Origin of the sequence: Rahnella laticis, assembly GCF_015644585.1 — a bacterium.
In the GTDB taxonomy this organism is placed as follows: domain Bacteria; phylum Pseudomonadota; class Gammaproteobacteria; order Enterobacterales; family Enterobacteriaceae; genus Rahnella; species Rahnella laticis.
This window is the reverse complement of sequence record NZ_JADOBI010000003.1, coordinates 62,110-85,063: the sequence shown is the minus strand read 5'-3', so window position 1 is coordinate 85,063 and position 22,954 is coordinate 62,110. Positions and strand designations below refer to the sequence as shown.

Here is a 22,954-nt window from a genome sequence, read left to right as displayed (position 1 = left end):
CGGATCCTTAATCATGAATACTTATGATAGACGTAACAAAATCATTGATTTAGTGAATCAAAACGGCACCGTCATGGTCGCCGAGCTTTCGAGTTCTTTCGACGTTTCTGAAGTGACAATCCGTTCTGACCTGGGATTGCTGGAACAAAAGGGCGCTCTGAAGCGCTTTCATGGCGGTGCGGCGAAACGCGATGCTTCAGTGACCAACCTGACGGGATTGCCGCAGGATGAAATGGTGCTAGAAGAACGCTATTTGCAGGCCAGTGATCCTAAAAAACGCATCGCTCAGGCGGCTGCAGGATTGGTAAAACCCGGAGATACCGTCATTCTCGACAGTGGCAGCACCACCATGTTGCTGGCGGAAGAACTGGTGAAATCAGGCGACATCACCGTCATCACGAACAATTTGCCCGCTGCGTTTGTGTTATCTGAAAACCCCGATATCACGCTGGTAGTCTGTGGCGGAACGTTGCGGCATAAAACGCGCTCTTTGCATGGAAACATTACGGAATATGCCTTACAGGGAATCGTCGCCAATCTGATGTTTGTGGGCGCAGACGGCCTGGACGCCGCGACAGGCATCACCACATTTAATGAGGGCTACAGCATCAGCGGTATTATGGCTGCCGCCGCTCAGCGGGTCGTCGTTGTCACTGATTCCACTAAGTTTGGCCGTCGCGGATATAACCTTGTGTTGCCGATGGAAAAAATCGACACAATCATTACGGACACGGATATTCGTGATGAAGCTTTGCAGGCGCTCAGGCAGACATCGGCGGATCTCATATTGGTGTAACCTTTTCAGATAACGTTTATCGGCGAGGCTGACTTTAGGCTGAAAGCCGGATCAGTGAAACGGGAAGGTTTGAGGATTGCGGAGGTTCACGAAAACAATCTTCTGAATTGCAGTTTCTGGCAGGTGGTATTGGAATCCGTCCCGCAAATATTGAGCCGCATGGTTAGCCACATGCGGCCTGATGAAAGGAATTACGGCTGTTTGGTATAGACCTCAAATGTGAAGTATTTCTTTTCCAACGTCTGGTAAGTCCAGTTTTTATGGATTTCTGCCAGCGCATTATTGATAAGTGTCAGGTGCGCCTGATCATCCTTACGCAGGCCGATAGCCGTTCCTTCGCCCAGATAACGGGTGTCGTTTAACGGCTCGCCAGCAAAGGCATAATCTTTGCCTTCAGGCGTTTTCAGAAAGCCGGTTTCGGCTGCCGCCGCGTTAGTCAGCGTTACGTCGATACGGCCAGAGGCCAGGTCCTGATTGACGAAATCCTGATTCTGATAAGAGACGACGTTCACGCCTTTCTTCTGCCATTCGCCTTGCGCATATGCTTCCTGCGTGGTTCCCTGAGCGACGCCGACGGTTTTGCCTTGCAGTGATTCCGCCGTCGGTTGCAGGCCACTGCTTTTTTTCGCAATCAGCACACTGGGTACGTGATAAAGCATGTCGGAGAAAGTGACCTGAGTTTTGCGCTTTGGCGTCATCGACATGGCGGAAAGTACGGCATCAAATTTTTTGGCATTCAGGGCAGGAATAATGCCGTCATACGCGGTTTCAACCCACTCACATTTAACCTGAGCCTGCTGACAGATTGCGTTGCCCAGATCGATATCAAAACCGACCAGCTTGCCGTCCGGCGCTTTAGATTCAAAAGGGGGAAACGAAGGATCTACGCCAAAACGCAATGTTGTTTCAGCCTGTGCAAAACCGCTGGTAGCCGCCAGCGCAAGTATGGCCAGCAATATGTTTTTCTTCACAAGTGATCTCCTGATGGTGCCAAAAAAACAAACCCCCGCAGCTAAAGGCGAGGGTAAAAGTGATGCTTTCTTATTTCGAATATGACGACTCAATAAGGCAGGGTCAAGCGCCACACAACTGCGCAAAACGGGCAATAGTCGAAGATGGCAGCAATAAGATAACCGGCCGCTATGGAAAACGATTATCCGCCGAAATGGATGAGATAAATGTCGTGTTATGAATGAAAAACAAAAGGATAGACTGCGATGACTCAACGGAGAGGTTGCAATAAAAAAGCCGCAAACCCTTGCGGGCTGCGGCTTTCTTTGCGGTAACGGCCTTATCTGGTAATAACCGAAACCTTGTTTGGTGGGCTGGGGGAAGTTGATTTAACATCATAACTATATGAATATATGACATTAAGTTAAATTTATTTTTAATGGGTATAACTAAACGTATAACTAAAACTACAAATGACCACGTAATCCAGCGAATTCATCCAAGTGGCTGGAAGCGGCTGATTCAGGACAAAAGTTTTTTGCTGTGAGAACATTTTTCTAGTGTGGGTTAGTTTTAGCAAAAAAACGGTTGGCGGTTTTTTTCCTAATAGCGAGATCCACCGCATATGATAAGTCCGTATTCATTGGCGGGAAAAATTGGTTCTTAAGAGTTTCTTTGAATCTTGATGCTGCAGCTGAGTATCAGTTAAGGATAGGGAAGATTCGTTAATCGAGACTGGTTCTAGGTATTCGTGCCTATCTATGAGCACGTATTCCACCTTTTTGGCGCTTTGCATTAAGACCATGCTTTTGATCAAGGTACGAAGGGCAAGTGGTGGTGTAGTGATTGAGAGTGTTGCTACCGTGAGCTTTTATAAAAACCCTTTTGATTATATTCGAATTAGATAATCCAGTACTGCGGCATCTTTGCAAAAGAAGTAGAAGTTATTTAAAAAAACGCCCAATAATCAATATTAGGCGTCTAATTTTTTTGAGTTTATCAACCTAAATCACTTGAACTATTTGTGATCTCTTGGTTTACCGGTATCGTCACGTTTTTTGCGCAATTGGCCATCTTCATTACGGGATCTAGGTTGTTCACCCCCCCCCGGTTTTGGGACATTTACATCTTTATTGATTGGTCGTCTATCCGTCATATAGATTTTCCTTTCAGCATGGGAAGTATGTTTTTTTATTACTTAAGCAAATTTAAAATGCTCTCGAGCTTGTTATAAGTCAATAACAGTTATTGATCTATCGCATGATTTTAATAGATAAAAAATTAGTTTAATTACTTACGTGTATTAATAATAAACTCGTGTAAGTTTATCTGATTAGATGTGATTTTCATCTTAATTATTAATTTAATTAATTATTTTTTGAAAGAGACGACTTGGTCACGTTATGAGGGTGCTGTAAATGAAATCATATTTCATAAATCAACAATGGAGTCTTTTATGAAAAATGTTATGTACATTCCAATTTTAAAAGGAAAGAGAGCTGAGTTTCGAGCGATCAAAGAATTATCAATTCAAGTCCAAAGGCTTATCGTACCTTTGATTGAGATTGAACCAATAAGTATTGATTTTGATACGGAATTACCTACTAAAACGTATAATGATCATCTTAATGATTTTGGCAAGAAATTATCTGATTGTTTAGGGGAGACCAGGCGTATTATGTTAGATGGTTTACTCATTGAAGAAGAGTATATTTCAGAGGGAGACACTTACCCTGTAATCAATGCAGTAAGTCAATTGAGAGAATATGGAGTTGAAGTAATTCCTGTTACCTCACCGACAAGGAGCGATAAATACAAGAAATTAATCAGTTCTGTTATATCGGATAGTGTTTGCCTTCGCTTAACAACTGCTGATTTAATGAACCCTCAGTTGCTAGTTTCTTATATTGAAAGTCTGAAAATTGGATTGAATAATATTGATGTTATTATAGATTTTCGTGCAAGCTTGAAACAAGATACAATTGATACCTTTGTTATTATGGCAGAGGGGGGAATAAATAATCTTCCTAATTTGTATGATTACCGTAGTGTGTCAGTTGCTGCTGGTTCTTTCCCCACAGACCTATCAGATATTCAGGTTGGTATTGAGGAAATACCTAGGCTTGAGTGGGAGTTATGGAAGAAAATTAAATATAATGGAAACTTAAAGCGTGATATTATATTTAGTGATTATTCTATTCAACATCCTGACTTTACGAGAATTCCGACCAAATTCCCCAGCGTCTCTGCAAGCATCCGTTATACCGGAGAAGATTGTATTTTAGTTTTTCGCGGAAGGGATCCAAAAAAATATGGTTATGAGCAATATGGTGTCCATTGTCAAAGATTGATTGAACATGTTGAGTATTGCGGTGAGAATTTTAGTCAAGGGGATAAAGATATATGGTTATATGCACATGGGCAAATGTTGAAGGCTTCCAAGGAAGTTACTTATGGAAGCCCTGAGGTTTGGCGACGAGTTGCAGCTAATCATCATATTACAAAGGTTATTGCGCAACTCTCCAGTTAATACGTGATTTTATTTTTTCTCTAACAATTTGCCGAAGTTCATCGGTTTTAAAAACTTCGGCAAGTTTATTCCAAAGTATTCTTTTAGGTTTGCTTTTTAAGCCATGCTCTAAGCCAACATCTTTTAATATGGACAAAATCTCATCTTTCCATAATAACATTGCTAAAGATATTTTATCATATTCGGGGTTGAAGCGATTTACCCTTCTAGTTTCAAGATGGATAGCCTTGCGTTTACCTTGCGTAACAACCTTGATCCCCCACCACTCGGGAATCAATTTCGCAGCTTCATGTTGATGTGATTCATCAACAACTAACGTCACTTTGTCCATTACAGACGAATAGTAGTTAATCTGTGAGGGTAAGCGCGTAAGGTTATCACTCTTACTTTTTAATTCGTATCCATGCATTATGCCATTAATAACCGTGATATCGGCACGACTGGCACCTAACCCAAGTGAGAACTCATCGATGACAAGAGTGTTTGGATCCCTGTGATGTTCTTTAAGGATTTTTGCATGCACTGCTTGTCTAACATCTATGTCTCTCATTGTATTAACTTCTCTCTAAGGAAATTTAGCCTTTCGAATTTTTTCATGGAAAGAGATGCTACGCGTTATTGTCGCTTTTAGCACTAACCAAAGAATAGTAGTAAAACAACTAAACATATAAATTGATAGCTGAGAGTTCACATAAATACATGATATTAAGTGTTTTATGCAGAAGCGTTAACCGCTGAAAAAGTATGTCTTGTCAGCGGCTAATGTAGCCTTTTGTATGGATATGCAGCCAGATTAGAAATTTCTTTTGCTCAATACCTGCTCGGCCAAATCTCCTCCGGCCTAACCCCCAGCGCCTCCGCTATCAGCCTCTCACCCTTCGGCCACTTACGCGCTAGCGCATTCGACAATGTTGCCGAACTAAGGCCAGCCAGACGGGAAACCGCAGCCAGAGAAGTGCCTTTCTTTTTGAGTGCGGCGATGATGTCCGCACTGTGCCAATCCTGATTCATGGTCAAACTCCTTTTTAATACAAATTCCAAGCTTCTGTATAGTTATACAAAAGTGGGTCGGTTAGGTGGGTTAAGTCGGTTAACTCACGCAATACACTGATTTTATTTAAATTAATTCGATTAATTTACCCGACTTAGCATTTTTAAAGGTCGGTTAAATCTCTTTCAGGTCGGTTAGATTATCGAGAGCGAATTCAGAAGGTCGGTTAAATGGGGGCAAAGTCGGTTAAAGGTCGGGTAAATTCATTAGATAAAAACTATATTTTTCAATAGATAACACTAATTACCCGACTTAACCCACCTAACCGACCCTATTTCCTCACGTGTACCATTCTTATTCAGTTTCTTTTCCTTCACTGCTGGAACGCCTTAGCACCACAAAACGTTCCTGTTTGCCGTTAATGCTTAGCGTTTTTTTGCTGATCCCTTTCAAAGGCTTTTCCAGCATACCGACATCAGCCAACCCCTGAGCTACAGCCGTGGGGTTAAAACCTTTGGCAATTTCATTACGAAATACTTCAGGCCATGTGTGGTATATCAGCCCCTCGCCGCTGGGGTGAGTCACCCAATATCCGGCTAAATCTTTGACAGAGTCTTCTCGCTGGCTGTGATTGTAGTAATCCAGATAACGGCTTTTACCAAAACGCTGTAAAAAGTAATCAGTACTTTCTACCCACGTTTTTACTTCGCGGTTTTCCATACCAAACTCATTAACCCACGCATTAAAACTTTGCTGTAAAGCGTCGTGAGCCTCTTCGACAGGCCACCTAGTGAAAGGCGTCGCCAGCACCATAGCGGTTTCCAGAAGAGAGAAACGCACGGCAACGCGTTTGACCTGCTCCCCCGCACTGACATCCAGTCCGGCTAACCACTGGCGCTGGTAAATCAGCGCTGTTTCTCTGATGAACCTTTTTTTCTGGCTGGCGAGAAAGGCAATCCATGCACGGCCAGTTGCACCATAGTTAGTATTGCAGGCATCGCACATGGCGGCGGCGTGTGCCTGTCCATCTGCATAGTGATGAAACTGGCTTGCTTTGCTGATAGGAACGTTGAGCAGGCGCACCAGTTGCCCTGCATTAACTTTATGGCCTTCAGCCGAGAGATAACTTTCCAGATCCGTTTCACCAGTGCTGAAGGCCATCGCCCGCCAGCGTTTTAAATCACGGTTGCCGCCTTCTTTTGCGCCCTGAATCTTTCCAACGCCGTTAAACAGCGCATAGGCAGATTCGGCGACGGCGCGGCGGTTACTACCCTGTCCAATTTCATCCAGCGGCATAAAACCATCATTATGGGCGGCAGCCTCGTTGATTAATCCTAGCGCCGTGGAGTTCCACGTCAGCTTCAGTGCCTCCGGTTCGCCGTAAAGGCTTGTGGCCGCATTGCCGGTGGTTGTTTTGCCAGATGATGATCCGCCGAAAAGGTGTACCCCGAAACCATCCGCACCCACCAGCCCGATAAGTGGTGCTGTGAGCGCACAACCTATTGCCAGCATCATGGAAGGGTTACCCCGCGCCAGAGCTGCCACGTTATCGCGCCAGCTATCTGGAGTCCCTTTTACGCCATAACCTTTGGCCGTGCCTGACTTACCATTGAAGAATACCGGCGTGGCTGGTTCGCCAATCAAGGTTCCATCCGGCATCAGATAAGCACCGCATTGCCAGCCTGTAGAATCGGTAACAGACCATTGCTGATTGCTTTTACTTTGCGAGAGATGGTCGGCGAGAATCGCTCTCAGGTTACCTTTTGCCGTTACACGTAGCCCATTGCGACGTAACCGCGCCCAGCCTTCACGCTCACCGACTTCACTCATTGGCATTGCTTCGATGTGTGAGGCCATATCTCCCGCAGGAATTGCCTCTAATATCAGGTAGCGTTCCGTTTCACTTGCACCAATCCCAATTACATCAATCGGGTTACTCAGCCAGCTTTCGCGATCAATCCTTTCGCCGCTGTGAATATTTGTGCTTGGTTCAATCCAGTACAAGCCATCTGGCCGCACATCCACATAAGGTTTCAGCGGAAAAGCATTTTTCATAGCGTGCTCCTGAGGTTGATAGAGCGATGCATTGAACGCGGCCGCACACCGCGTAATGCCGTGCTGCTGTCGGTGATCATCCCAGTCGGATTTATCCAGCGTGGGCGGTAGCGCAATCCAGCCGGAAACCGCCTCAGCGGCTTTCTCAGCGGCAAGCATTCCGATGTTAGATTTATCGGGGTAAACATCGTTATCTGCGGCAATGATGATTTTTGCCTGTGGGTGTTTTCGGCGCATGATTTCCGCCACAGGCAGGAGATTTCCGGCATCGATGGCAACCACACAAAGGGCATCAGGGCGTATCAGGCTTGCGCTGAGTGCTGTCGCTAACCCTTCGGCCAGAATGACGGTTTGCGGCGTATCCTGTTCACAGGGAACAAGGTAAAACGCCCCCTTTTTCTCCGAGCCTTTGAGGAGACATTTAGCCCCATCTGGCCGGATAGTTTGCGCAGCAGTGATCTCTCCGGAATCGTCAGTCAGCCCCAGTAAAATTTGCCCTGCGGCCAGTATCGGAAATGAAAAGTGGTTTAAACCTTTTTGTTTCAGATAATCCGATTCGCCCTGCGAAGACAAAGACAGCATGCGGGCATAAGTGCCAGCAAAAGGCACAGCCTTAACCGTTAACTTTATGGCTGGCGCGTTTACCGTTTTCTTCAGAGTGCTGGCTACCAGTTCGGCGGCTTTCTTCGCCGGACAGTCTTTCACTTTCATGACTAAATCCAGCCCATCACCAGCGCCGCACTGGTTGCAAAAGTAAGTGCCTCTGCCTTCGAGATTATCAAAACGAAAACGATCTTCACCGCCACAGGCAGGGCATGAAGCGTGATGACTGGCCGACGCGGGAACATCGATTGAAAGCGTATTTAGCACGCTGTGCCAGCGGTGCCGAGCCTGTTCAGTTGTCTGGCGGATAGCATCAATAGTTTTCATGGATGCTCTCCGTCTGGCGCGTAGAGTGAACGTTTCAGCATTTCGATACGCTCACATAGCACAAAGGCGATCACCTCTTTGACCATTTTATTGCTCAGCATAATCAGCGCGTAATTCAGTGCGCGGCACTGATCGCACAGCTCAGACGGTTCAAGTTCTGTGTTATCAAATAAACCATCATCAGCCGGTGGCGGTAAGGTTTCCCAGCTTTCAGGAACAGGTAACGCCAGCGCCGTTTCAAGGCTTTCGAGCTGGGTTTGCATCATCAGGGAAAGATAGGCTTGAGAGTCGGCGTTTTGGGGATTAATCAGCGCGTTTGCCAGTAATCGGCAACTGTCACAGATTGACCAGGCGTCGAGAAGGGTATCGGTTGGATTGATAAAATCATTCATGATGCACACCGTTGAATAAACGGCTGGTGCGCGAAATGAAATGATTTTGGGTGAGGATCGTAGCCATTCGGCAGCCTCCTTGAAGTAGCGGTTATTGCTACCACGAGAGGTGCGAAGCTCTTGGGTGGTAGCCCAGACGAGGTTCGCACTACCGGCCTTCAAGGAAACCGGCCAGCCCGAAGGCTGCCCCATCTGAGCCACCATTGAAACATTACAGATGTAGCATAGCCGCCACATTTGCAATGGGTGTGCAAAGACTGCGGCACATGAGCGCAATTTGAATACGCGCAGTGCCGCCTTGAAGGTTAACGGGGTGCGAAACCCGGCTGCGGATTTTGCCGCAGCGGCGCGACTATACTCCAATCTGAAGTATTTAACCAAGTAAGGTGAAAGGGTTTTGCGAGGTGCATTCCACACCTGTACGCGGTGTTTACTCGCGTGCGCGCGCGTTTTGTCGACCATATTAATGGTGTTAGTCATGATTCGCGTCCCGTTCTGCGACACGGTTTATCAACCATTCTTCGACTTCATCTTCAAACCAGCCCAGTAAACGCAGACCAAGCCTGAAACCTTTCGGGAACTCACCGGCATTAATTAATTCCTGAAACGCGCTGTCGGAATTAATGCGGATGAAGGCTTTTACTTCTTTCTTGAGTAAGATTTTACGGGTTGAAAGTGTCATGACAGCTATCTCCAATAACCGGCGTATTCCGGTTTGTGCAGATAGTTAAACAGGATGTGAAAAGCGTTATTGGAACTAGGCGAAAGATTGTTGGAAGGGGGTTTTTACGATTTGGAAATGGAGTTTGAAGTCAGAATAAAGTCCGAATCAGGACTCTTTGAGCAGCGGTGAATATTTTTTAAGTGCCTCATTAATTAAGTTTGTTAGCTGCCTTTCGGTAACGATTTCTACCTCAGGGTTAAAGTCTATCAAAGCATCTTGAGCAGCTTTGGCTATCGCAGAATGATTAAGTTTCTCACCTCGTCGGTATTTGGAACCCGATTTCCCCAGTGCGATAGACAACCCTGCGACAAATTTTAGCGCTGTCTCCATGCCTTTTTCATGAGTATTCCAAAATGGCAACGCATCAGCAGACGCTGTCGGTCGCGCTGGCTTATAAACATCGATGTCTTGTCCGATATCGTGAAAGAATTTTTGCAGAGCCTCGCGTTTAAAGCCGTAATTTTCGACTGATACACGACGACCAGCCATTTCATAATAAACATGCTTACTGAATTCTGAAGAGTATGCCGAGCCGTTGATAATGCACTCATACATATTCTCGATAATGTTAGCGCTGGTCGCGTTGTTATGAGCATTAGCATCAGGGCTAGAAATGACCATTTCATTAGTCGCCGATAAGAAATAGACCTCCAAAAGAGGGCGCTCCTCTCTGAGCATTTTTCTCAGCAAGATTTCCGCTAACTGGCTATTGGTGGCTTCAGGATATTTTGTGGCGAGAAGAGCAACGGATTCTTTAAATGTGACGAATTTCATCATTTGCGACTGATGTTCTTTCAGCAGATCCATGTTCACCTCTCAGCCATTAAATTAAATATCATTTACCATCGAATACAGATACTTAAAGATAATAGAAGAGAACAACGGGTTAGCAAATTGGTTACTCGTTTATCAGTCTCAAACCTCGAGAAGTTTCAGGCACCAGAGTTCTACCCTGTGAGGCAGCTTCGACAAATTCCCCCCACCAGCCCATAAGTATCCGACGCTGTTCCAAATAAGTGCTGCGGTTATAAGCGCGGCGTACTTCATCCTTATCGACGTGAGAAAGTGCAGCTTCTATAGCATCGGGGTTAAATCCATTTTCATTCATCGCTGTAGACGCAATTGAACGCATGCCATGAGCAACCAGCATATTTTGATATCCCATACGCTTTATCGCTGCGTTAGCTGTCTGGCTGTTCATCGGTAGCTTAGGATTTTTAATCGATGGGAAAACATGTTCACGGTGCTGGCTGAGTGGGGAAAGCGTTTGCAGGATATCCAGCGCAGGCTCAGATAGCGGGATGACGTGAATATAACCACTGGCTTTGCGTTTCTGGTTGCCTTTCATTTTGTGCGAAGGGATACGCCATTCTTTATTTTCGAGATCGATATCTTCCCATGCGGTTTCCGCAGCTTCTGCGGGGCGGACTAAGGTCAGAAGTTGCCATTTGATCACCAAGCGGGTGGTGAGGTCGATGTTTGCTAATGAAACCGCCTTTAAGAAAGCTGGCAGCTTCTCAGGGCGAATTGTTGGCATATGCTCTTTGGTTGGTTTTTTGAAGGCTCGCCCAATGCCTGATGCTGGGTTGGCGTCAAGCAAACCTGAGTTAACTGCATAGATCATGATTTCATTAACGCGCTGGCTGAGTCGCCTTACGGTTTCCAGTGCGCCACGTGCAGAGACGGGTTCAAGGGCGCTGATCACTGTTTTCGCTCTGATTGTACTGACGGGTAGATTGCCTAACGCGGGTAACAAATCTTTTTCGATTGAGCGCCATACGTCTTTCGCGTATTCCGCAGAGATTTCAGATTTTTTAATCTGCATCCATGCTTCGGCAACTTTCTCGAAAGTATGTGTGGAGATCGCTGTTTCAGCTTCGGTAAGTTCACGCTGATGATTTTGCGGATCAATATTCTTGGCAAGTAAGGATTTTGCGTTATCACGTCGCTGGCGTGCATCGGCCAGAGAGATTGAAGGGTAGGAGCCAAAACTTATCAGCGCACGGATTTTGCTATGCGGCCGGTAGTAGTTGAAGCGCCATATCTTCGCGCCGCTGGGTTTCACCAAAAGGTAAAGGCCGCCGCCGTCTTGCAACGTGTGCTCTTTATCTTTGCCCTTGGCGGCTTTGATCTCTGTGTTGGTGAGTGGTGTAGTGGTTCGAGCCATTTTAGTTATACGCTCTGTAGTTATATGGTGGCCGTATAACTAAACGTATATCTAAAGTAGCCGGTTGTATACAGGGTCTGCCAGCAGATAACGGGCAATAAAAAAGCCGCAAACCCTTGCGGGCTGCGGCTTTCTTTGCGGTAACGGCCTTATCTGGTAATAACCGAAACCTTGTTTGGTGGAGCTGGGGGGATTTGAACCCCCGTCCGAAATTACTACACCGTCGGCACTACATGCTTAGTCCAATCTTTACATTCGCCGGTTAGCTGCGGATGGACACGCCACTAACAAACTATCCTGATTGGGTTTAACGCTTTCACCCCAGGCAAGGTGTCCACGCGATCTCTTTTGGGTTTGACCTCTCTTGATCCCCGTCCTAAGAGCGGAGGCTAGGGAGAGAGGGCTCTAAGCAGGGTATTAAGCTGCTAGGGCGTAGTTTTCGTCGTTTGCGACTATTTTTTTGCGGCTTTTTACGAGGCCAACCGCCCCTCGGCATGCTCCTTGGGCTTCGCAAATCCCGTCGAATCCAGAATCAGCCCCAAGTACTATTTCGCAGTATACCAGAAAAACTGCAAGCTAAGCCAGAGACTTAGCGGTTTGAGTTCTTCATGATACGTGCTTTGTCTACTTTCCACTCACGATCTTTAATATCATCGCGCTTGTCGTGCTCTTTCTTACCTTTTGCCAGGCCGATTTTCACTTTTGACCAGGCATTTTTCCAGTACATGGAAAGCGCGACGACGGTGTAACCATCGCGTGTCACTTTACCGAACAGCGTCTCTAACTCACGTTTGTTCAGCAGTAATTTTCTTGTGCGGGTCGGATCACAAACCACATGACTTGACGCCACGTTGAGAGGTTGAATGGTTGCGCCGAATAAAAAGGCTTCACCGTCGCGGAATGTGACATAGCTGTCAGTGATGTTTGCTTTACCAGCACGCATCGATTTGACTTCCCATCCCTGCAAAGCAAGCCCCGCCTCGATCTCATCTTCGATGAAGTATTCATGGCGAGCGCGTTTGTTCATCGCGATAGTCGCGGAACCGGGTTTATGTGCTTTTTTCTTTGTCATAGTGACACTTATTATACTGTAAGCGATGCCGAATGAAATCCCCACGCGGTCAGAGTCAGATGTTTTTCCTGTTTGTAGCGCGCTGTGCTTCGTAGTTTTTATTACCGCGCAGATAAATGGTATTATCTGTACGTTTTATGACTCCTGGAAAATGATATGCCACAGATAAGTCGTTCTGCGCTTGTGCCGTTCAGCGTGGAACAGATGTACACCCTAGTAAATGATGTCGATGCTTACCCGCAATTTCTGCCCGGTTGTACCGGCAGTCGGATTTTAGAAAACAGTGGCACGTCTATGACGGCCGCTGTCGATGTTTCTAAAGCAGGCATCAGTAAAACGTTTACCACAAAAAATACGCTTATAAGCAATAAACGCATTGATATGCAACTGGTTGATGGCCCTTTCCGGAAACTAACCGGCGGGTGGGATTTCATTGAACTGAGCCCTGAAGCCTGCAAAGTTCAGCTCAGTCTGGATTTCGAGTTCACGAATAAGCTGATTGAGCTTGCGTTCGGTAAAATCTTCAAAGAGCTGGCAGGAAGCATGGTTCAGGCTTTCACTTTGCGTGCAAAAGAGGTTTACAGTGTCTGAGATCCGCGTTGAAGTGGTCTACGCGTTGCCAGAACGTCAGTACCTGCGAACCGTCAAACTGGAAGAAGGCAGCAATGTTGAACAGGCTGTTATTGCTTCTGGCTTGCTTGAACTGCGTCAGGACATTGATTTAAAGAGGAACAAGCTGGGGATTTACAGCCGGCCCGTAAAATTGGTGGATACGGTGAGCGACGGTGATCGGATCGAAATTTACCGGCCGCTGATTGCGGATCCGAAAGAGCTCCGGCGCATTCGAGCCGAACGTTCTAAAAAATAAGGCGCCTGAGGCGCCTTATTTTTTTACCCTGAAAGATGATTTTTGGTAGTTACCAACGACCATCACACCCGGGCGATTTATTGCTGATCGCTCAACTTCGGTTTGTTATCGATGTTGGTCAGCTCGCCACCCTGGTTGAAGGTCAGCGTTAATGTTTGCTGAGTTATACCTTCATGACCTGGCTCCTGACGGAACACGTAATACCAAACATCACTGCCAAACGGGTCGTGCAACATCGGCGTGCCAAGAACATAAGCAACCTGTTGCTTAGTCATGCCGGTATGAATTTTTTGTACATCAGCAGGAGACAAGTAGTTCCCCTGATTGATGTCAGGCCGATAAACCACCTTTTCCAGAGTGGAACAGCCCGCAGTAAGCATTAGAAGAGCTACAGCGGCGGCAGTTAGCGTTTTACAGCGCATAGTCATTACATTCCTTTAGGGCATAAGATGCCGATGATAATAGACCTTTCATCAGTTTGAAACCTTTGCGGGGCACCTCTATGACCGCTTAAATGTAAAAAAGTTGAGCTTTTTACGCTGCGAGTAACTCTTTTGCATTGGCTAACGTGTTTCGGGTGACTTCACTTCCGCCCAGCAAGCGTGCCAGTTCCTGCAAACGCGCCTTCTTATCAAGACGATTCATTTGAGTTTCTGTCACTTCGCCGTCGGTTTCCTTGCTGACAAAATAATGCTGATGACCACATCCTGCAACCTGAGGTAAGTGTGTTACGCACATTACTTGTGTCGATTCACCCAATTGGCGCAACAGGCGGCCGACAATAGCGGCAGTTGGTCCGCTGATACCGACGTCCACTTCATCAAAGATCAGCGCCGGAGTTTCCATTTTTTGTGCCGTAATGACCTGAATTGCCAGCGCGATACGCGACAGCTCACCGCCAGATGCCACTTTAGCCAGCGCCTGAAGAGGTTGGCCCGGGTTAGTCGTAACCTGGAATTCCAGGCGATCCGCGCCTTCGATGCTGAGATGCTCAGGCTCGAACTGAACCTGAATTTTAAATTTACCGTGCGGCATGGATAGCGCCTGCATGCTTTGGGTAATCAGGTGTGTGAGTTCATCGGCGAAATACTGACGTTTGTCATGTAATTGTTTTGCTATGGTCACTGCCTGTTGGTAATGCACCTGCACGGCTTCGCTCAATTCGGCCTGATTCGTTTCCTGCTCATCCAGTGCCTTTTGTTCTTCAAGTAACTGGCGATGAAGTTCCGGTAATTCTTCTGCGCTGACATGATGTTTACGCGCCAGATTCATTTGCCGGGATAAGCGCTGTTCCAGCTCGTACAATCGGTTTGGATCCATATCCAGACGTTCGCTGTAATGACGCAGTTCGTCGCTGGCTTCGCTAATCTGAATTGAGGCCTCATCCAGCATAATGATCAGTTCGTTCATTTTGCTGTCGAGTTCAGCCAGTTCAGTTAACTGATTACGGGCTGTGTAGAGCATGCTGACAATATTCTGTTCTTCACCATCGGCCAGCAAATACAGAGCACTCTGGCTGAGAGACAGCAGTTGTCCGCTGTTGGCCAGACGCTTGTATTCTTCGTCAATTTGCTCGTATTCACCCGGCTGAGGGGAAAACTCATTGAGCTCCTTTAACTGGTATTGCAGGAGCTGACGGCGTGATTCACGCTCATTCATCTGCTGCTGATATTGCGCCAGCTGGCGGCAGCTTTGGTGCCAGTTCTGGTAAGCGGTGCGCATTTCTGCCAGCAACAAAGGCTGGTCTGAATACGCATCGAGCAGGTCTTTTTGATGCTCAGGTTTGAGCAGAAGCTGATGGGCGTGCTGGCCGTGAATCTGAATAAGATGCTGGCCCAGTTCGCGTAGTTGGGATAACGGCACAGGCGTTCCGTTGATAAAGCCACGTGAGCGGCCATCGCTGCTGATCGTCCGACGCAACAGGCAATCATGCCCTTCATCCAGCTGATTATCGGCCAGCCAGTGTTTTGCGGAAGGTGTATCGGCAAGGGTGAAACGCGCGCAGATATCTGCACGGCTTGCGCCAAGGCGAACCATGCTGCCATCGGCGCGGTTGCCCAGGCAAAGGCCCAGTGCGTCAATAGCAATGGATTTACCTGCACCGGTTTCGCCGGTGATTGCTGTCATCCCTGCATGAAAATCGATTTCTAATTCACGGACAATGGCAAAGTTACTGATAGTTAATTGCGCCAGCATGATCACCTTCCTGTACATAACAACAGACCTGTAATTACATACAGTATAAACTGGTTTTATATACAGTAAAGGGGCTGGCGAATTATTTTTATCAAATCAGAAGAGTTTTTTCGACCATCCGAGTTTTGTGCTTAATGTATTGAAATAACTGTAATCCTTCGGGTGGATTAAGTTCAGATGGAATTCACTGCGGCGGATCACCACTTCTTCACCCGACTGGATGGGCAGGGCGATCTGGCTGTCACAGCTGATTTCCAGATCATTGCTCATATGTGAAAAACGCAGACAAATGGTGCTGCTGCTATTGATGACCAGCGGGCGTGCCGAAAGCGTGTGCGGGAACATTGGCACCAGCGCGATGGCTTCAAGCGTTGGCGTCAGAATCGGCCCGCCGCCGGAAAGTGAGTACGCCGTTGAGCCGGTCGGCGTGGAGATGATCAGGCCATCTGAACGCTGGGAAAATGCGAATTTGTCGTCAATATAGACTTCAAACTCAATCATATGCGCCACTTTCCCCGGATGCAGAACGACTTCATTGATGGCGGTGCTGACGCGGCATTGCTGGTCTTTACAGCGCACCATCGCTTCCAGCAGGAAACGTTGCTCGCTGATGTATTCGCCCTGCAAAACATCATCGAGTTGCTGAAGGGCGTTATCAGGATCGAGATCGGTCAGAAAACCGAGATTACCGCGGTTAATGCCGATGACTTTGATGTCATAGCGTGCCAGGACGCGCGCGGCGCCCAGCATATTACCGTCACCGCCAACTACAACGGCAAGATCGGCCAGTTTGCCTATTTCCGCCAGGCTGCCGGTTTGAGCGCCTTCCAGGGCTAAATCCTGTGCCACTTGCCGTTCAACGACGACCTGATAACCTTTTGAAATTAACCAGTGATAGAGCATTTCATGGGTGGCAAGTGCCGAAGGATGGCGTGGGTGTCCGACGATCCCAATGCACTCAAATTTTTTATTCATCGCTGTGGTTATCCTCAGCAGGGTGTGATGACACCTGCATTATGACCGGTTTCATTCAAAACCAAACCTTGAAACCCCGGTTTTGATCCCCATAATAAGCCAACTAGCAAGATTAATGCTAAAACGCGGAGAGATTCATGAGTAGTAAAGAACATAAGACACCTGACGAGCAAGTCTCTGAAGAACTGAATCAGGAACAAGAGCTGCATGCGGAAGCGGAAACTCAGGCGGCAGATGTCGTTGACCCTCGCGATGAACGCATTGCTGAATTGGAAGCACAGCTGAAAGAAGTTCAGCAGCGTGAGCGTGACAGCCTGCTGCGTGCGAAAGCGGAAGTGGAAAACATCCGTCGTCGTACCGAACTGGATATCGAGAAAGCGCACAAATTTGCCCTTGAGAAATTCTCTGGCGAATTGCTGCCGGTCATCGATAACCTGGAGCGTGCTCTGGATCTGGCTGATAAATCGAATTCAGAACTGGCAGGGTTGATTGAAGGCGTCGAACTGACCCTGAAATCTCTGCTGGACGCTGTACGCAAGTTCGGTATGGAAGTGGTAAGCGACATCCACGTTCCATTCAACCCTGAGCAGCATCAGGCCATGACGATGATGGAATCCGACGAACTGGAACCTAATCACGTCATGATGGTGATGCAGAAGGGCTACATGCTGAATGGCCGTCTGTTACGCCCGGCGATGGTTGCGGTTTCTAAAGCCAAAGCCTGATTCTGTTTCAGAACGACTGTAAAAATGAGAGGCACCTTCGCGGGTGCCTCTTTTTTTATGCTATTCCGTGGCTGGTAAAACAGGCATCCAGTCAATGGGTGCCAGGCCTTGTTGCTTGAGTAATTCATTGGCCTGAGAAAAATGCTTACAGCCCAGAAAACCGCGATGCGCAGAAAGCGGGGAAGGGTGCGGCGCTTTCAGTACGTGATGGCGGTTGCGGTCAATGATATTGCCTTTTTTCTGGGCATGAGATCCCCACAGCAAGAACACAATTCCTTCACGGTTTTCATTCAAGGCTGCGATCACCCGATCGGTAAAGGTTTCCCAACCCAGTTTGGCGTGGGAATGTGCCTGCCCGCCTTCTACGGTTAACACCGTATTGAGCAGAAGTACGCCCTGGTCGGCCCAGCTCTGTAAATAACCATGATGAGGTCGCTCGAAACCGGGGATATCCGTTGCCAGCTCTTTATACATATTCACCAGTGACGGCGGCGCAGGGATACCAGGACGAACTGAAAAGGACAGTCCGTGAGCCTGATTCGGGCCGTGATACGGATCCTGCCCCAGAATAACGACTTTCACATCGGCAAGTTCAGCGGATCGAAAGGCATTAAAAACATCCTGCTGAGGCGGATAAATCGTTTTTCCCGCCGCGCGTTCAGCGGCAACAAACTTCAATGTATCAACAAAGTAAGGCTGTTCTTTTTCCTGACCGATGACGTCATGCCAGGTGAGAGTGGTGGACATTGACGCTCTCCTTTTCAAGGTGATTTTTCTCTGCGCGTAGCTTACCTGCTCATTCTTCCGAGTTAAACCCGCCTGAGCTTTTGCTGATGTTTATCTGCGGCTTAACGCTTTTACGCAAAAATTATTGATAATTTACAAAAATAATTTAAGTCCGCCACTTGGAAAAATTGATATAAAACATAAATATGCTGAGGTGCAGGAATAACCACACCGGAAAGGTTGATATTAATCAAAGAATGCGGGGTGTTCTGCTGTTATATCTGACAGCAGGACAATGGGTTGTTGATCAACCCTACACCAATCAATTCACAGTATCGTAGCCAATTATGGAGGCAACATATGATCACCGGGATCCAAATCACCAAAACCAATAACGAAGCGCTGAAAAACTCTTTCTGGCTGCTGGATGATGAAAAATCGGAAGCTCGCTGTGTTTGTGCAAAAGCGGGTTATGCGGAAGACCAGATCGTTGCTGTCAGCGAACTGGGCCAGTTTGAATACCGTGAAGTTCCAATGGAAATTCAACCGACTGTACGTGTGGAAGGCGGTCAGCACCTGAACGTTAACGTTCTGCGTCGCGAAACGCTGGAAGATGCTGTTAAACATCCGGAAAAATACCCGCAGCTGACCATTCGTGTTTCTGGCTATGCGGTGCGTTTTAACTCGCTGACTGCTGAACAGCAGCGCGATGTCATTACCCGTACTTTCACTGAAAGCCTGTAATCTCAGCAGATTACGTAAATTTCAGACAATAAAAAACCGCCTGTTCAGTTAAGGCGGTTTTTTTTCGTCATGAATAAGTCCGTAGATGGCCTATTTTGACGTGTCTTTCGCAGCATCAGGTTTAACGCGACGTTTGCCGACGTTTTTACTGTCACGATGGCGAACTTTAACTTTCACCTTCGATTTTTCCTGCGCTTCTTTCTGCTTCTCTTTGCGTTTCGCCAGCACTTTCTTCGATGGCTTGCCGGTGACTTTCTCGCTCGGTGCTTTCGTTTTCGCACGGAACCCGTCGAGCACGCGTGCTTTCAGCGGCTCATTCAGGTAGCGACCGATTTTGCCCAGCAGCAGGTGGTCATGCGCTTCCACGAATGAAATGGCTGTGCCTTTACGGCCTGCACGGCCGGTACGGCCGATACGGTGTAGATAAATATCCGCCGTCAAAGGCAGGTCGAAGTTAAACACGTGACTGATGTCGTTGATGTCCAGGCCACGGGCGGCGATGTCAGTCGCTACCAGCACGTTGACGCGGTCTTCAACCATGCGTTTTACCGCTTCAGTACGCTTCACCTGAACCATTTCGCCTTCGAGATAACAGGAGTTGATCCCTGCTTCGCGTAACCAGGCCACCAGCTCATGCACACGCTCACGCTTACGCACGAAGATTACCGATTTAGTGACATCTTCCTGTTTCAGCAAATGGATCAGCATCTGGGTTTTGTGCGCCAGATCGTCTGCGCGGTAGTACCATTGCAGAATTTTTTTACGCTCGCGGCGTGACGGGTCGGCTTCGATTTCAACCGGCTCAGTCAAAATGCGTTCTGCGAATTCACGGATGGCTTCCCCTTCCAGCGTTGCGGAGAACAGCAACGTCTGTTTACGCCAGCGTGCTTCGGCAGAAATCGTTTCGATATCCTGAGCAAAACCCATGTCCAGCATGCGGTCTGCTTCGTCGAGGATCAGCGTTTCAATTGCGCGGCAGTCAAAGTTTTCTTCTTTGATGTATTGCAGCAAACGGCCGGTCGTCGCAACGACGATATCCTGGTTTTCGCTGAACACTTCGGCGTGGTTCATATATGCCACACCGCCGGTGATCGTCGCGATATCCAGATCGGTATGTTTCGCCAGCTCACGGGCCTGTTCAGCAACCTGCATAGCCAGTTCACGAGTTGGCGTGAGGATCAGAATACGGGGCGGACCAGATTTCTTACGCGGGAAATCCAGCAAATGCTGCAAGGCCGGCAACAGGAATGCCGCGGTTTTGCCGGTGCCGGTAGGAGCCGAACCCAACACATCGCGTCCGTCCATTGCTGGCGGAATTGCCTCTGCCTGTATGACAGTAGGGCGGCTATAGCCTTTGTCGCCTAAGGCGTCAATCAGGCGTTCATCGAGTTCGAGTTCGGAAAAAGTGGTTACAGTCATGGTCTACCTCTACTTGGGGCGCCGATTATAGACGTGTTAGACGCGATCTTCACCTATTTAAGCGGTTTGTGTGCCTTTTCCTCCACATCTCTTTACCCTATGCTACGACAGTTTTCGTTCAGAGGCCTGATGGCCGGCGTAATTACGGTGAAATGAGTGGCAAAAGAAGTCAGTTCGGCCCGGCCTTTGCGGCGCAACGGGTTTACCTTTAAACAGTTTTTCGTCGCACACGACCGCTGTGCGATGAAAGTTGGTACCGATGGCGTTCTGCTTGGCGCGACGGCGCCCGTCAGCGGGGCTAAACGCATTCTGGATATCGGCTGCGGCAGCGGCCTTATTGCCATAATGCTGGCTCAGCGCAGTGACCCTCAAACCACTATTGATGCCGTTGAACTCGAACCTGCCGCCGCTGAACAGGCTGCGGAGAATTTTCGCGAATCTGTCTGGGCGCAACGGTTGTCTGTCTTCGCGCAGGATATTAATGATTACGCACGGCAGCACCCGGCTGAGTATGATCTGATTGTCAGCAATCCGCCTTATTTCGAATCGGCGGTAGACTGTCGGGATGAAGCGCGAAATGCGGCCCGTTATACCGAAACTCTTACCCACGCCGCGTTGCTTGAATGCGCCGGAAAGTTGATTACGCCGCAAGGGTTATTCAGCGTTGTTCTGCCTTATGACATTGGTCTGGCATTTGAAACGCTGGCTAATCATCAAGGCTGGTTCACCGCATGGCGGATGGCCGTGCGTGATCGCCCGGGAAAACCCCTTAATCGCTTGTTGCTGACGTTATCGAAACAGCCCGTTGAGAAAGAAGAAATGGAACTGGATTTGCGGAAATCAGAAGGTATTTACAGCGAAGCGTTTTGTGCACTGATTGCTGATTTTTATCTGAACTACTGATGGATTTTGCGTCTTTAAAAGTGCGTTCCTTCGCACTTTTTAGCGTCTAAGGCTGCAAGATTGTCGGTTGAGGATTTTCCTTTAATTCCGGATAATCCAGCGTGAAGTGCAGCCCGCGGCTTTCTTTACGTTCCAGTGCGCTGCGCACTATAAGCTCTGCTACTAACACCAGATTGCGTAATTCGAGTAAGTTATTGGAAATACGGAAGTTGGCATAGTATTCGTCAATTTCCTGTTGCAGAGTCATGATGCGCCGCAATGCGCGCTCCAGACGTTTTGTAGTCCGAACAATCCCGACGTAATCCCACATAAACAGCCGCAGTTCATGCCAGTTATGCTGAATCACCACCTGCTCATCCGAATTGTCGACACGGCTTTCATCCCATTGCGGAATGTTTTTTGCCAGTTTGGCATGCGGTAAACGCTTGATGATGTCTTCCGCCGCCGACCAGCCGTAAACAACGCATTCCAGCAGCGAATTGGACGCCAGCCGGTTAGCGCCGTGTAATCCGGTATAACTCACTTCGCCGATCGCATACAAACCGTCGAGATCGGTACGCCCGTGCTGATCAACCATCACGCCACCGCAGGTATAATGTGCGGCCGGAACAATCGGAATCGCCTCTTTCGTCAGATCAATGCCGAGTGATTGCAGCTTTTCGTCGATCATCGGGAAGTGATGCTTAATGAATTCCGGCGGACGGTGGCTGATATCCAGATACATACAATCCGCGCCAAGACGTTTCATTTCATGGTCGATTGCCCGCGCCACCACATCACGTGGTGCGAGTTCGCCACGTGCATCGAAATCGGGCATAAATCGCGTGCCGTCAGGACGTTTAAGCAATGCGCCTTCGCCGCGCAGGGCTTCAGTGAGCAGAAAATTGCGCGCCTGAGGATGATAAAGACAAGTCGGATGGAACTGGTTGAATTCCAGATTGGCAACGCGGCATCCTGCGCGCCAGGCCATCGCGACGCCATCGCCGGACGAAATGTCCGGATTCGTGGTGTATTGGTAGACTTTCGCCGCACCACCGGTGGCCAGTACAACGGCTTTAGCGCGCAGAGTTTCGACGTGCTCTTTGTCGCGGTTCCAGACATAGGCACCCACCACGCGCTGCGTACCGGGCAAACCCAGCTTGCTTGAGGTAATTAAATCAACGGCATTATAGCGTTCTTTAACGCAAATATTGGCGTGCGCCCTTGCTTTCCCAACCAGCGTAGTCTCTACTTCTTTACCTGTAGCATCAGCAGCATGCAGGATCCTGCGGTGGCTGTGACCGCCTTCGCGAGTCAGATGATATCGCTCTTCTGAGCTCTCGCTGGTTTCGGTATCAAACAGTACGCCCTGGTCGATCAACCACTGGACACAATGACGTGCGTTGCTGGCGATAAATTCAACGGCTTCTTTATCACATAAGCCTGCGCCGGCAATTAATGTGTCATCTACGTGTGAGGCAATGCTGTCTGCTTCGTCGAAAACGGCGGCGATCCCGCCCTGTGCGTAAAACGTTGAGCCTTCGTTGAGCGGGCCCTTACTGAGAACAGTGACGTGACAGTGGTCTGCAAGTCGCAAAGCCAGAGAAAGGCCCGCAGCGCCACTTCCGATAATCAATACATCGCTAACAAATTCAGATGAAGGTTGCATAACGTATGATGTTTGCAGAAGAAGAGGGAAATTCATGTTAGCCTAAACCTCCGTGAAAAAGCCACGGGCATGAGACTTCAATAGAAAAAACAATGGCGATGTGGAACTTTATGTTTCATGTGAACTCCAAGCAGTACTTGCT

22 protein-coding genes and 1 other RNA gene are annotated in these 22,954 nt (G+C 48.0%); 7 read left to right on the top strand and 16 right to left on the bottom strand.

From position 1 onward, the window contains the following. Positions 1-13: 13 nt before the first annotated feature. Positions 14-796, top strand: a complete 783-nt coding sequence (locus tag IV433_RS06700) for a DeoR/GlpR family DNA-binding transcription regulator (protein ID WP_195813910.1) — start codon at positions 14-16, stop codon at positions 794-796. Positions 797-987: 191 nt separating this feature from the next. Here the strand turns inward: IV433_RS06700 and IV433_RS06695 are convergent, their stop codons facing one another. Continuing rightward, on the bottom strand, positions 988-1,767 hold the full coding sequence (locus IV433_RS06695; protein ID WP_195813911.1) for an ABC transporter substrate-binding protein: 780 nt from the start codon (positions 1,765-1,767) through the stop codon (positions 988-990). A gap of 1,436 nt (positions 1,768-3,203) precedes the next feature. On the opposite strand from IV433_RS06695, the gene IV433_RS06690 reads away from it, so the two are divergent. Next, positions 3,204-4,277, top strand: a complete 1,074-nt coding sequence (locus tag IV433_RS06690) for a beta family protein (protein ID WP_195813912.1) — start codon at positions 3,204-3,206, stop codon at positions 4,275-4,277. Here IV433_RS06690 and IV433_RS06685 read toward each other — a convergent pair. From IV433_RS06685 to smpB, 9 genes are all read right to left on the bottom strand, one after another. Beyond that, entirely contained in the window at positions 4,255-4,827 is a 573-nt protein-coding gene (locus tag IV433_RS06685; protein ID WP_195813913.1) for a sce7726 family protein, read from the bottom strand. The genes IV433_RS06690 and IV433_RS06685 overlap by 23 nt on opposite strands. A gap of 260 nt (positions 4,828-5,087) precedes the next feature. Next, positions 5,088-5,288 (bottom strand): helix-turn-helix domain-containing protein, encoded by a 201-nt coding sequence (locus IV433_RS06680; protein WP_195813914.1) that lies wholly within the window; start codon positions 5,286-5,288, stop codon positions 5,088-5,090. 334 nt (positions 5,289-5,622) lie between these two features. Then, on the bottom strand, positions 5,623-8,253 hold the full coding sequence (locus IV433_RS06675; RefSeq protein ID WP_195813915.1) for a DUF927 domain-containing protein: 2,631 nt from the start codon (positions 8,251-8,253) through the stop codon (positions 5,623-5,625). Continuing rightward, positions 8,250-9,125: an ash family protein gene (locus tag IV433_RS06670; RefSeq protein WP_195813916.1), complete on the bottom strand. Its 876-nt coding sequence runs from the start codon at positions 9,123-9,125 to the stop codon at positions 8,250-8,252. Before IV433_RS06670 ends, IV433_RS06675 begins: the two co-directional genes overlap by 4 nt. Next, positions 9,118-9,327 (bottom strand): helix-turn-helix transcriptional regulator, encoded by a 210-nt coding sequence (locus IV433_RS06665; protein ID WP_195813917.1) that lies wholly within the window; start codon positions 9,325-9,327, stop codon positions 9,118-9,120. Before IV433_RS06665 ends, IV433_RS06670 begins: the two co-directional genes overlap by 8 nt. A 147-nt stretch (positions 9,328-9,474) precedes the next feature. Further along, positions 9,475-10,176, bottom strand: coding sequence for a hypothetical protein (locus IV433_RS06660; RefSeq protein WP_195813918.1), 702 nt, complete (start codon positions 10,174-10,176; stop codon positions 9,475-9,477). 91 nt (positions 10,177-10,267) lie between these two features. Further along, entirely contained in the window at positions 10,268-11,536 is a 1,269-nt protein-coding gene (locus IV433_RS06655) for an integrase domain-containing protein (RefSeq protein WP_195813919.1), read from the bottom strand. A gap of 176 nt (positions 11,537-11,712) precedes the next feature. Continuing rightward, positions 11,713-12,076, bottom strand: a transfer-messenger RNA (tmRNA) gene (gene ssrA / locus IV433_RS06650). A 49-nt stretch (positions 12,077-12,125) separates the two neighbouring features. Beyond that, positions 12,126-12,608, bottom strand: a complete 483-nt coding sequence (gene smpB, locus IV433_RS06645) for an SsrA-binding protein SmpB (protein WP_101075405.1) — start codon at positions 12,606-12,608, stop codon at positions 12,126-12,128. A 156-nt stretch (positions 12,609-12,764) separates the two neighbouring features. On the opposite strand from smpB, the gene IV433_RS06640 reads away from it, so the two are divergent. Both IV433_RS06640 and IV433_RS06635 read left to right on the top strand, forming a co-directional pair. Then, the gene (locus IV433_RS06640) at positions 12,765-13,199 is read left to right on the top strand and encodes a type II toxin-antitoxin system RatA family toxin (RefSeq protein ID WP_195813920.1); all 435 of its coding nucleotides are present in this window, start codon (positions 12,765-12,767) and stop codon (positions 13,197-13,199) included. Continuing rightward, the gene (locus IV433_RS06635; protein ID WP_195813921.1) at positions 13,192-13,476 is read left to right on the top strand and encodes an RnfH family protein; all 285 of its coding nucleotides are present in this window, start codon (positions 13,192-13,194) and stop codon (positions 13,474-13,476) included. Before IV433_RS06640 ends, IV433_RS06635 begins: the two co-directional genes overlap by 8 nt. A 77-nt stretch (positions 13,477-13,553) precedes the next feature. On the opposite strand, the gene bamE is transcribed toward IV433_RS06635, so the two are convergent. The 3 genes from bamE to nadK form a co-directional block, all read right to left on the bottom strand. Next, positions 13,554-13,898, bottom strand: coding sequence for an outer membrane protein assembly factor BamE (bamE, locus tag IV433_RS06630; RefSeq protein ID WP_165059234.1), 345 nt, complete (start codon positions 13,896-13,898; stop codon positions 13,554-13,556). A 112-nt stretch (positions 13,899-14,010) separates the two neighbouring features. Continuing rightward, positions 14,011-15,672, bottom strand: coding sequence for a DNA repair protein RecN (recN, locus tag IV433_RS06625; RefSeq protein WP_195813922.1), 1,662 nt, complete (start codon positions 15,670-15,672; stop codon positions 14,011-14,013). A 96-nt stretch (positions 15,673-15,768) separates the two neighbouring features. Beyond that, complete coding sequence (gene nadK, locus IV433_RS06620; RefSeq protein ID WP_195813923.1) at positions 15,769-16,647, bottom strand: NAD(+) kinase; 879 nt, start codon at positions 16,645-16,647, stop codon at positions 15,769-15,771. A 137-nt stretch (positions 16,648-16,784) separates the two neighbouring features. Between nadK and grpE the strand changes: the two genes are divergently transcribed. After that, a complete protein-coding gene (gene grpE, locus IV433_RS06615) occupies positions 16,785-17,372 on the top strand; it encodes a nucleotide exchange factor GrpE (protein ID WP_195813924.1) in 588 nt (195 codons plus the stop codon). 60 nt (positions 17,373-17,432) lie between these two features. Here grpE and ung read toward each other — a convergent pair whose 3' ends face one another. Next, entirely contained in the window at positions 17,433-18,119 is a 687-nt protein-coding gene (ung, locus tag IV433_RS06610) for a uracil-DNA glycosylase (protein WP_195813925.1), read from the bottom strand. 339 nt (positions 18,120-18,458) lie between these two features. Between ung and grcA the strand changes: the two genes are divergently transcribed. Beyond that, positions 18,459-18,842: an autonomous glycyl radical cofactor GrcA gene (grcA, locus tag IV433_RS06605; protein ID WP_104923137.1), complete on the top strand. Its 384-nt coding sequence runs from the start codon at positions 18,459-18,461 to the stop codon at positions 18,840-18,842. A 90-nt stretch (positions 18,843-18,932) separates the two neighbouring features. On the opposite strand, the gene srmB is transcribed toward grcA, so the two are convergent. Then, positions 18,933-20,261, bottom strand: a complete 1,329-nt coding sequence (gene srmB, locus IV433_RS06600) for an ATP-dependent RNA helicase SrmB (protein ID WP_195813926.1) — start codon at positions 20,259-20,261, stop codon at positions 18,933-18,935. 156 nt (positions 20,262-20,417) lie between these two features. Here srmB and trmN point away from each other — a divergent pair, with 156 nt between their 5' ends. Next, entirely contained in the window at positions 20,418-21,164 is a 747-nt protein-coding gene (gene trmN / locus IV433_RS06595) for a tRNA(1)(Val) (adenine(37)-N(6))-methyltransferase TrmN (protein ID WP_326838646.1), read from the top strand. Positions 21,165-21,210: 46 nt separating this feature from the next. Here the strand turns inward: trmN and nadB are convergent, their stop codons facing one another. Then, the gene (gene nadB, locus IV433_RS06590) at positions 21,211-22,812 is read right to left on the bottom strand and encodes an L-aspartate oxidase (protein ID WP_195813927.1); all 1,602 of its coding nucleotides are present in this window, start codon (positions 22,810-22,812) and stop codon (positions 21,211-21,213) included. Between the last annotated feature and the right edge of the window lie 142 nt (positions 22,813-22,954).

Excerpts from the sequence above, each read along its gene's own strand:
- srmB (WP_195813926.1), bottom strand. The coding sequence starts at position 20,261 with ATGACTGTAACCACTTTTTCCGAACTCGAACTCGATGAACGCCTGATT.
- IV433_RS06700 (WP_195813910.1), top strand. The coding sequence starts at position 14 with ATGAATACTTATGATAGACGTAACAAAATCATTGATTTAGTGAATCAA.
- IV433_RS06670 (WP_195813916.1), bottom strand. The coding sequence starts at position 9,125 with ATGACTAACACCATTAATATGGTCGACAAAACGCGCGCGCACGCGAGT.
- nadB (WP_195813927.1), bottom strand. The coding sequence starts at position 22,812 with ATGCAACCTTCATCTGAATTTGTTAGCGATGTATTGATTATCGGAAGT.
- grpE (WP_195813924.1), top strand. The coding sequence starts at position 16,785 with ATGAGTAGTAAAGAACATAAGACACCTGACGAGCAAGTCTCTGAAGAA.
- IV433_RS06665 (WP_195813917.1), bottom strand. The coding sequence starts at position 9,327 with ATGACACTTTCAACCCGTAAAATCTTACTCAAGAAAGAAGTAAAAGCC.
- smpB (WP_101075405.1), bottom strand. The coding sequence starts at position 12,608 with ATGACAAAGAAAAAAGCACATAAACCCGGTTCCGCGACTATCGCGATG.
- grcA (WP_104923137.1), top strand. The coding sequence starts at position 18,459 with ATGATCACCGGGATCCAAATCACCAAAACCAATAACGAAGCGCTGAAA.
- nadK (WP_195813923.1), bottom strand. The coding sequence starts at position 16,647 with ATGAATAAAAAATTTGAGTGCATTGGGATCGTCGGACACCCACGCCAT.
- IV433_RS06675 (WP_195813915.1), bottom strand. The coding sequence starts at position 8,253 with ATGAAAACTATTGATGCTATCCGCCAGACAACTGAACAGGCTCGGCAC.
- IV433_RS06690 (WP_195813912.1), top strand. The coding sequence starts at position 3,204 with ATGAAAAATGTTATGTACATTCCAATTTTAAAAGGAAAGAGAGCTGAG.
- bamE (WP_165059234.1), bottom strand. The coding sequence starts at position 13,898 with ATGCGCTGTAAAACGCTAACTGCCGCCGCTGTAGCTCTTCTAATGCTT.
- IV433_RS06660 (WP_195813918.1), bottom strand. The coding sequence starts at position 10,176 with ATGGATCTGCTGAAAGAACATCAGTCGCAAATGATGAAATTCGTCACA.
- ung (WP_195813925.1), bottom strand. The coding sequence starts at position 18,119 with ATGTCCACCACTCTCACCTGGCATGACGTCATCGGTCAGGAAAAAGAA.
- IV433_RS06680 (WP_195813914.1), bottom strand. The coding sequence starts at position 5,288 with ATGAATCAGGATTGGCACAGTGCGGACATCATCGCCGCACTCAAAAAG.
- IV433_RS06685 (WP_195813913.1), bottom strand. The coding sequence starts at position 4,827 with ATGAGAGACATAGATGTTAGACAAGCAGTGCATGCAAAAATCCTTAAA.
- IV433_RS06655 (WP_195813919.1), bottom strand. The coding sequence starts at position 11,536 with ATGGCTCGAACCACTACACCACTCACCAACACAGAGATCAAAGCCGCC.
- IV433_RS06640 (WP_195813920.1), top strand. The coding sequence starts at position 12,765 with ATGCCACAGATAAGTCGTTCTGCGCTTGTGCCGTTCAGCGTGGAACAG.
- recN (WP_195813922.1), bottom strand. The coding sequence starts at position 15,672 with ATGCTGGCGCAATTAACTATCAGTAACTTTGCCATTGTCCGTGAATTA.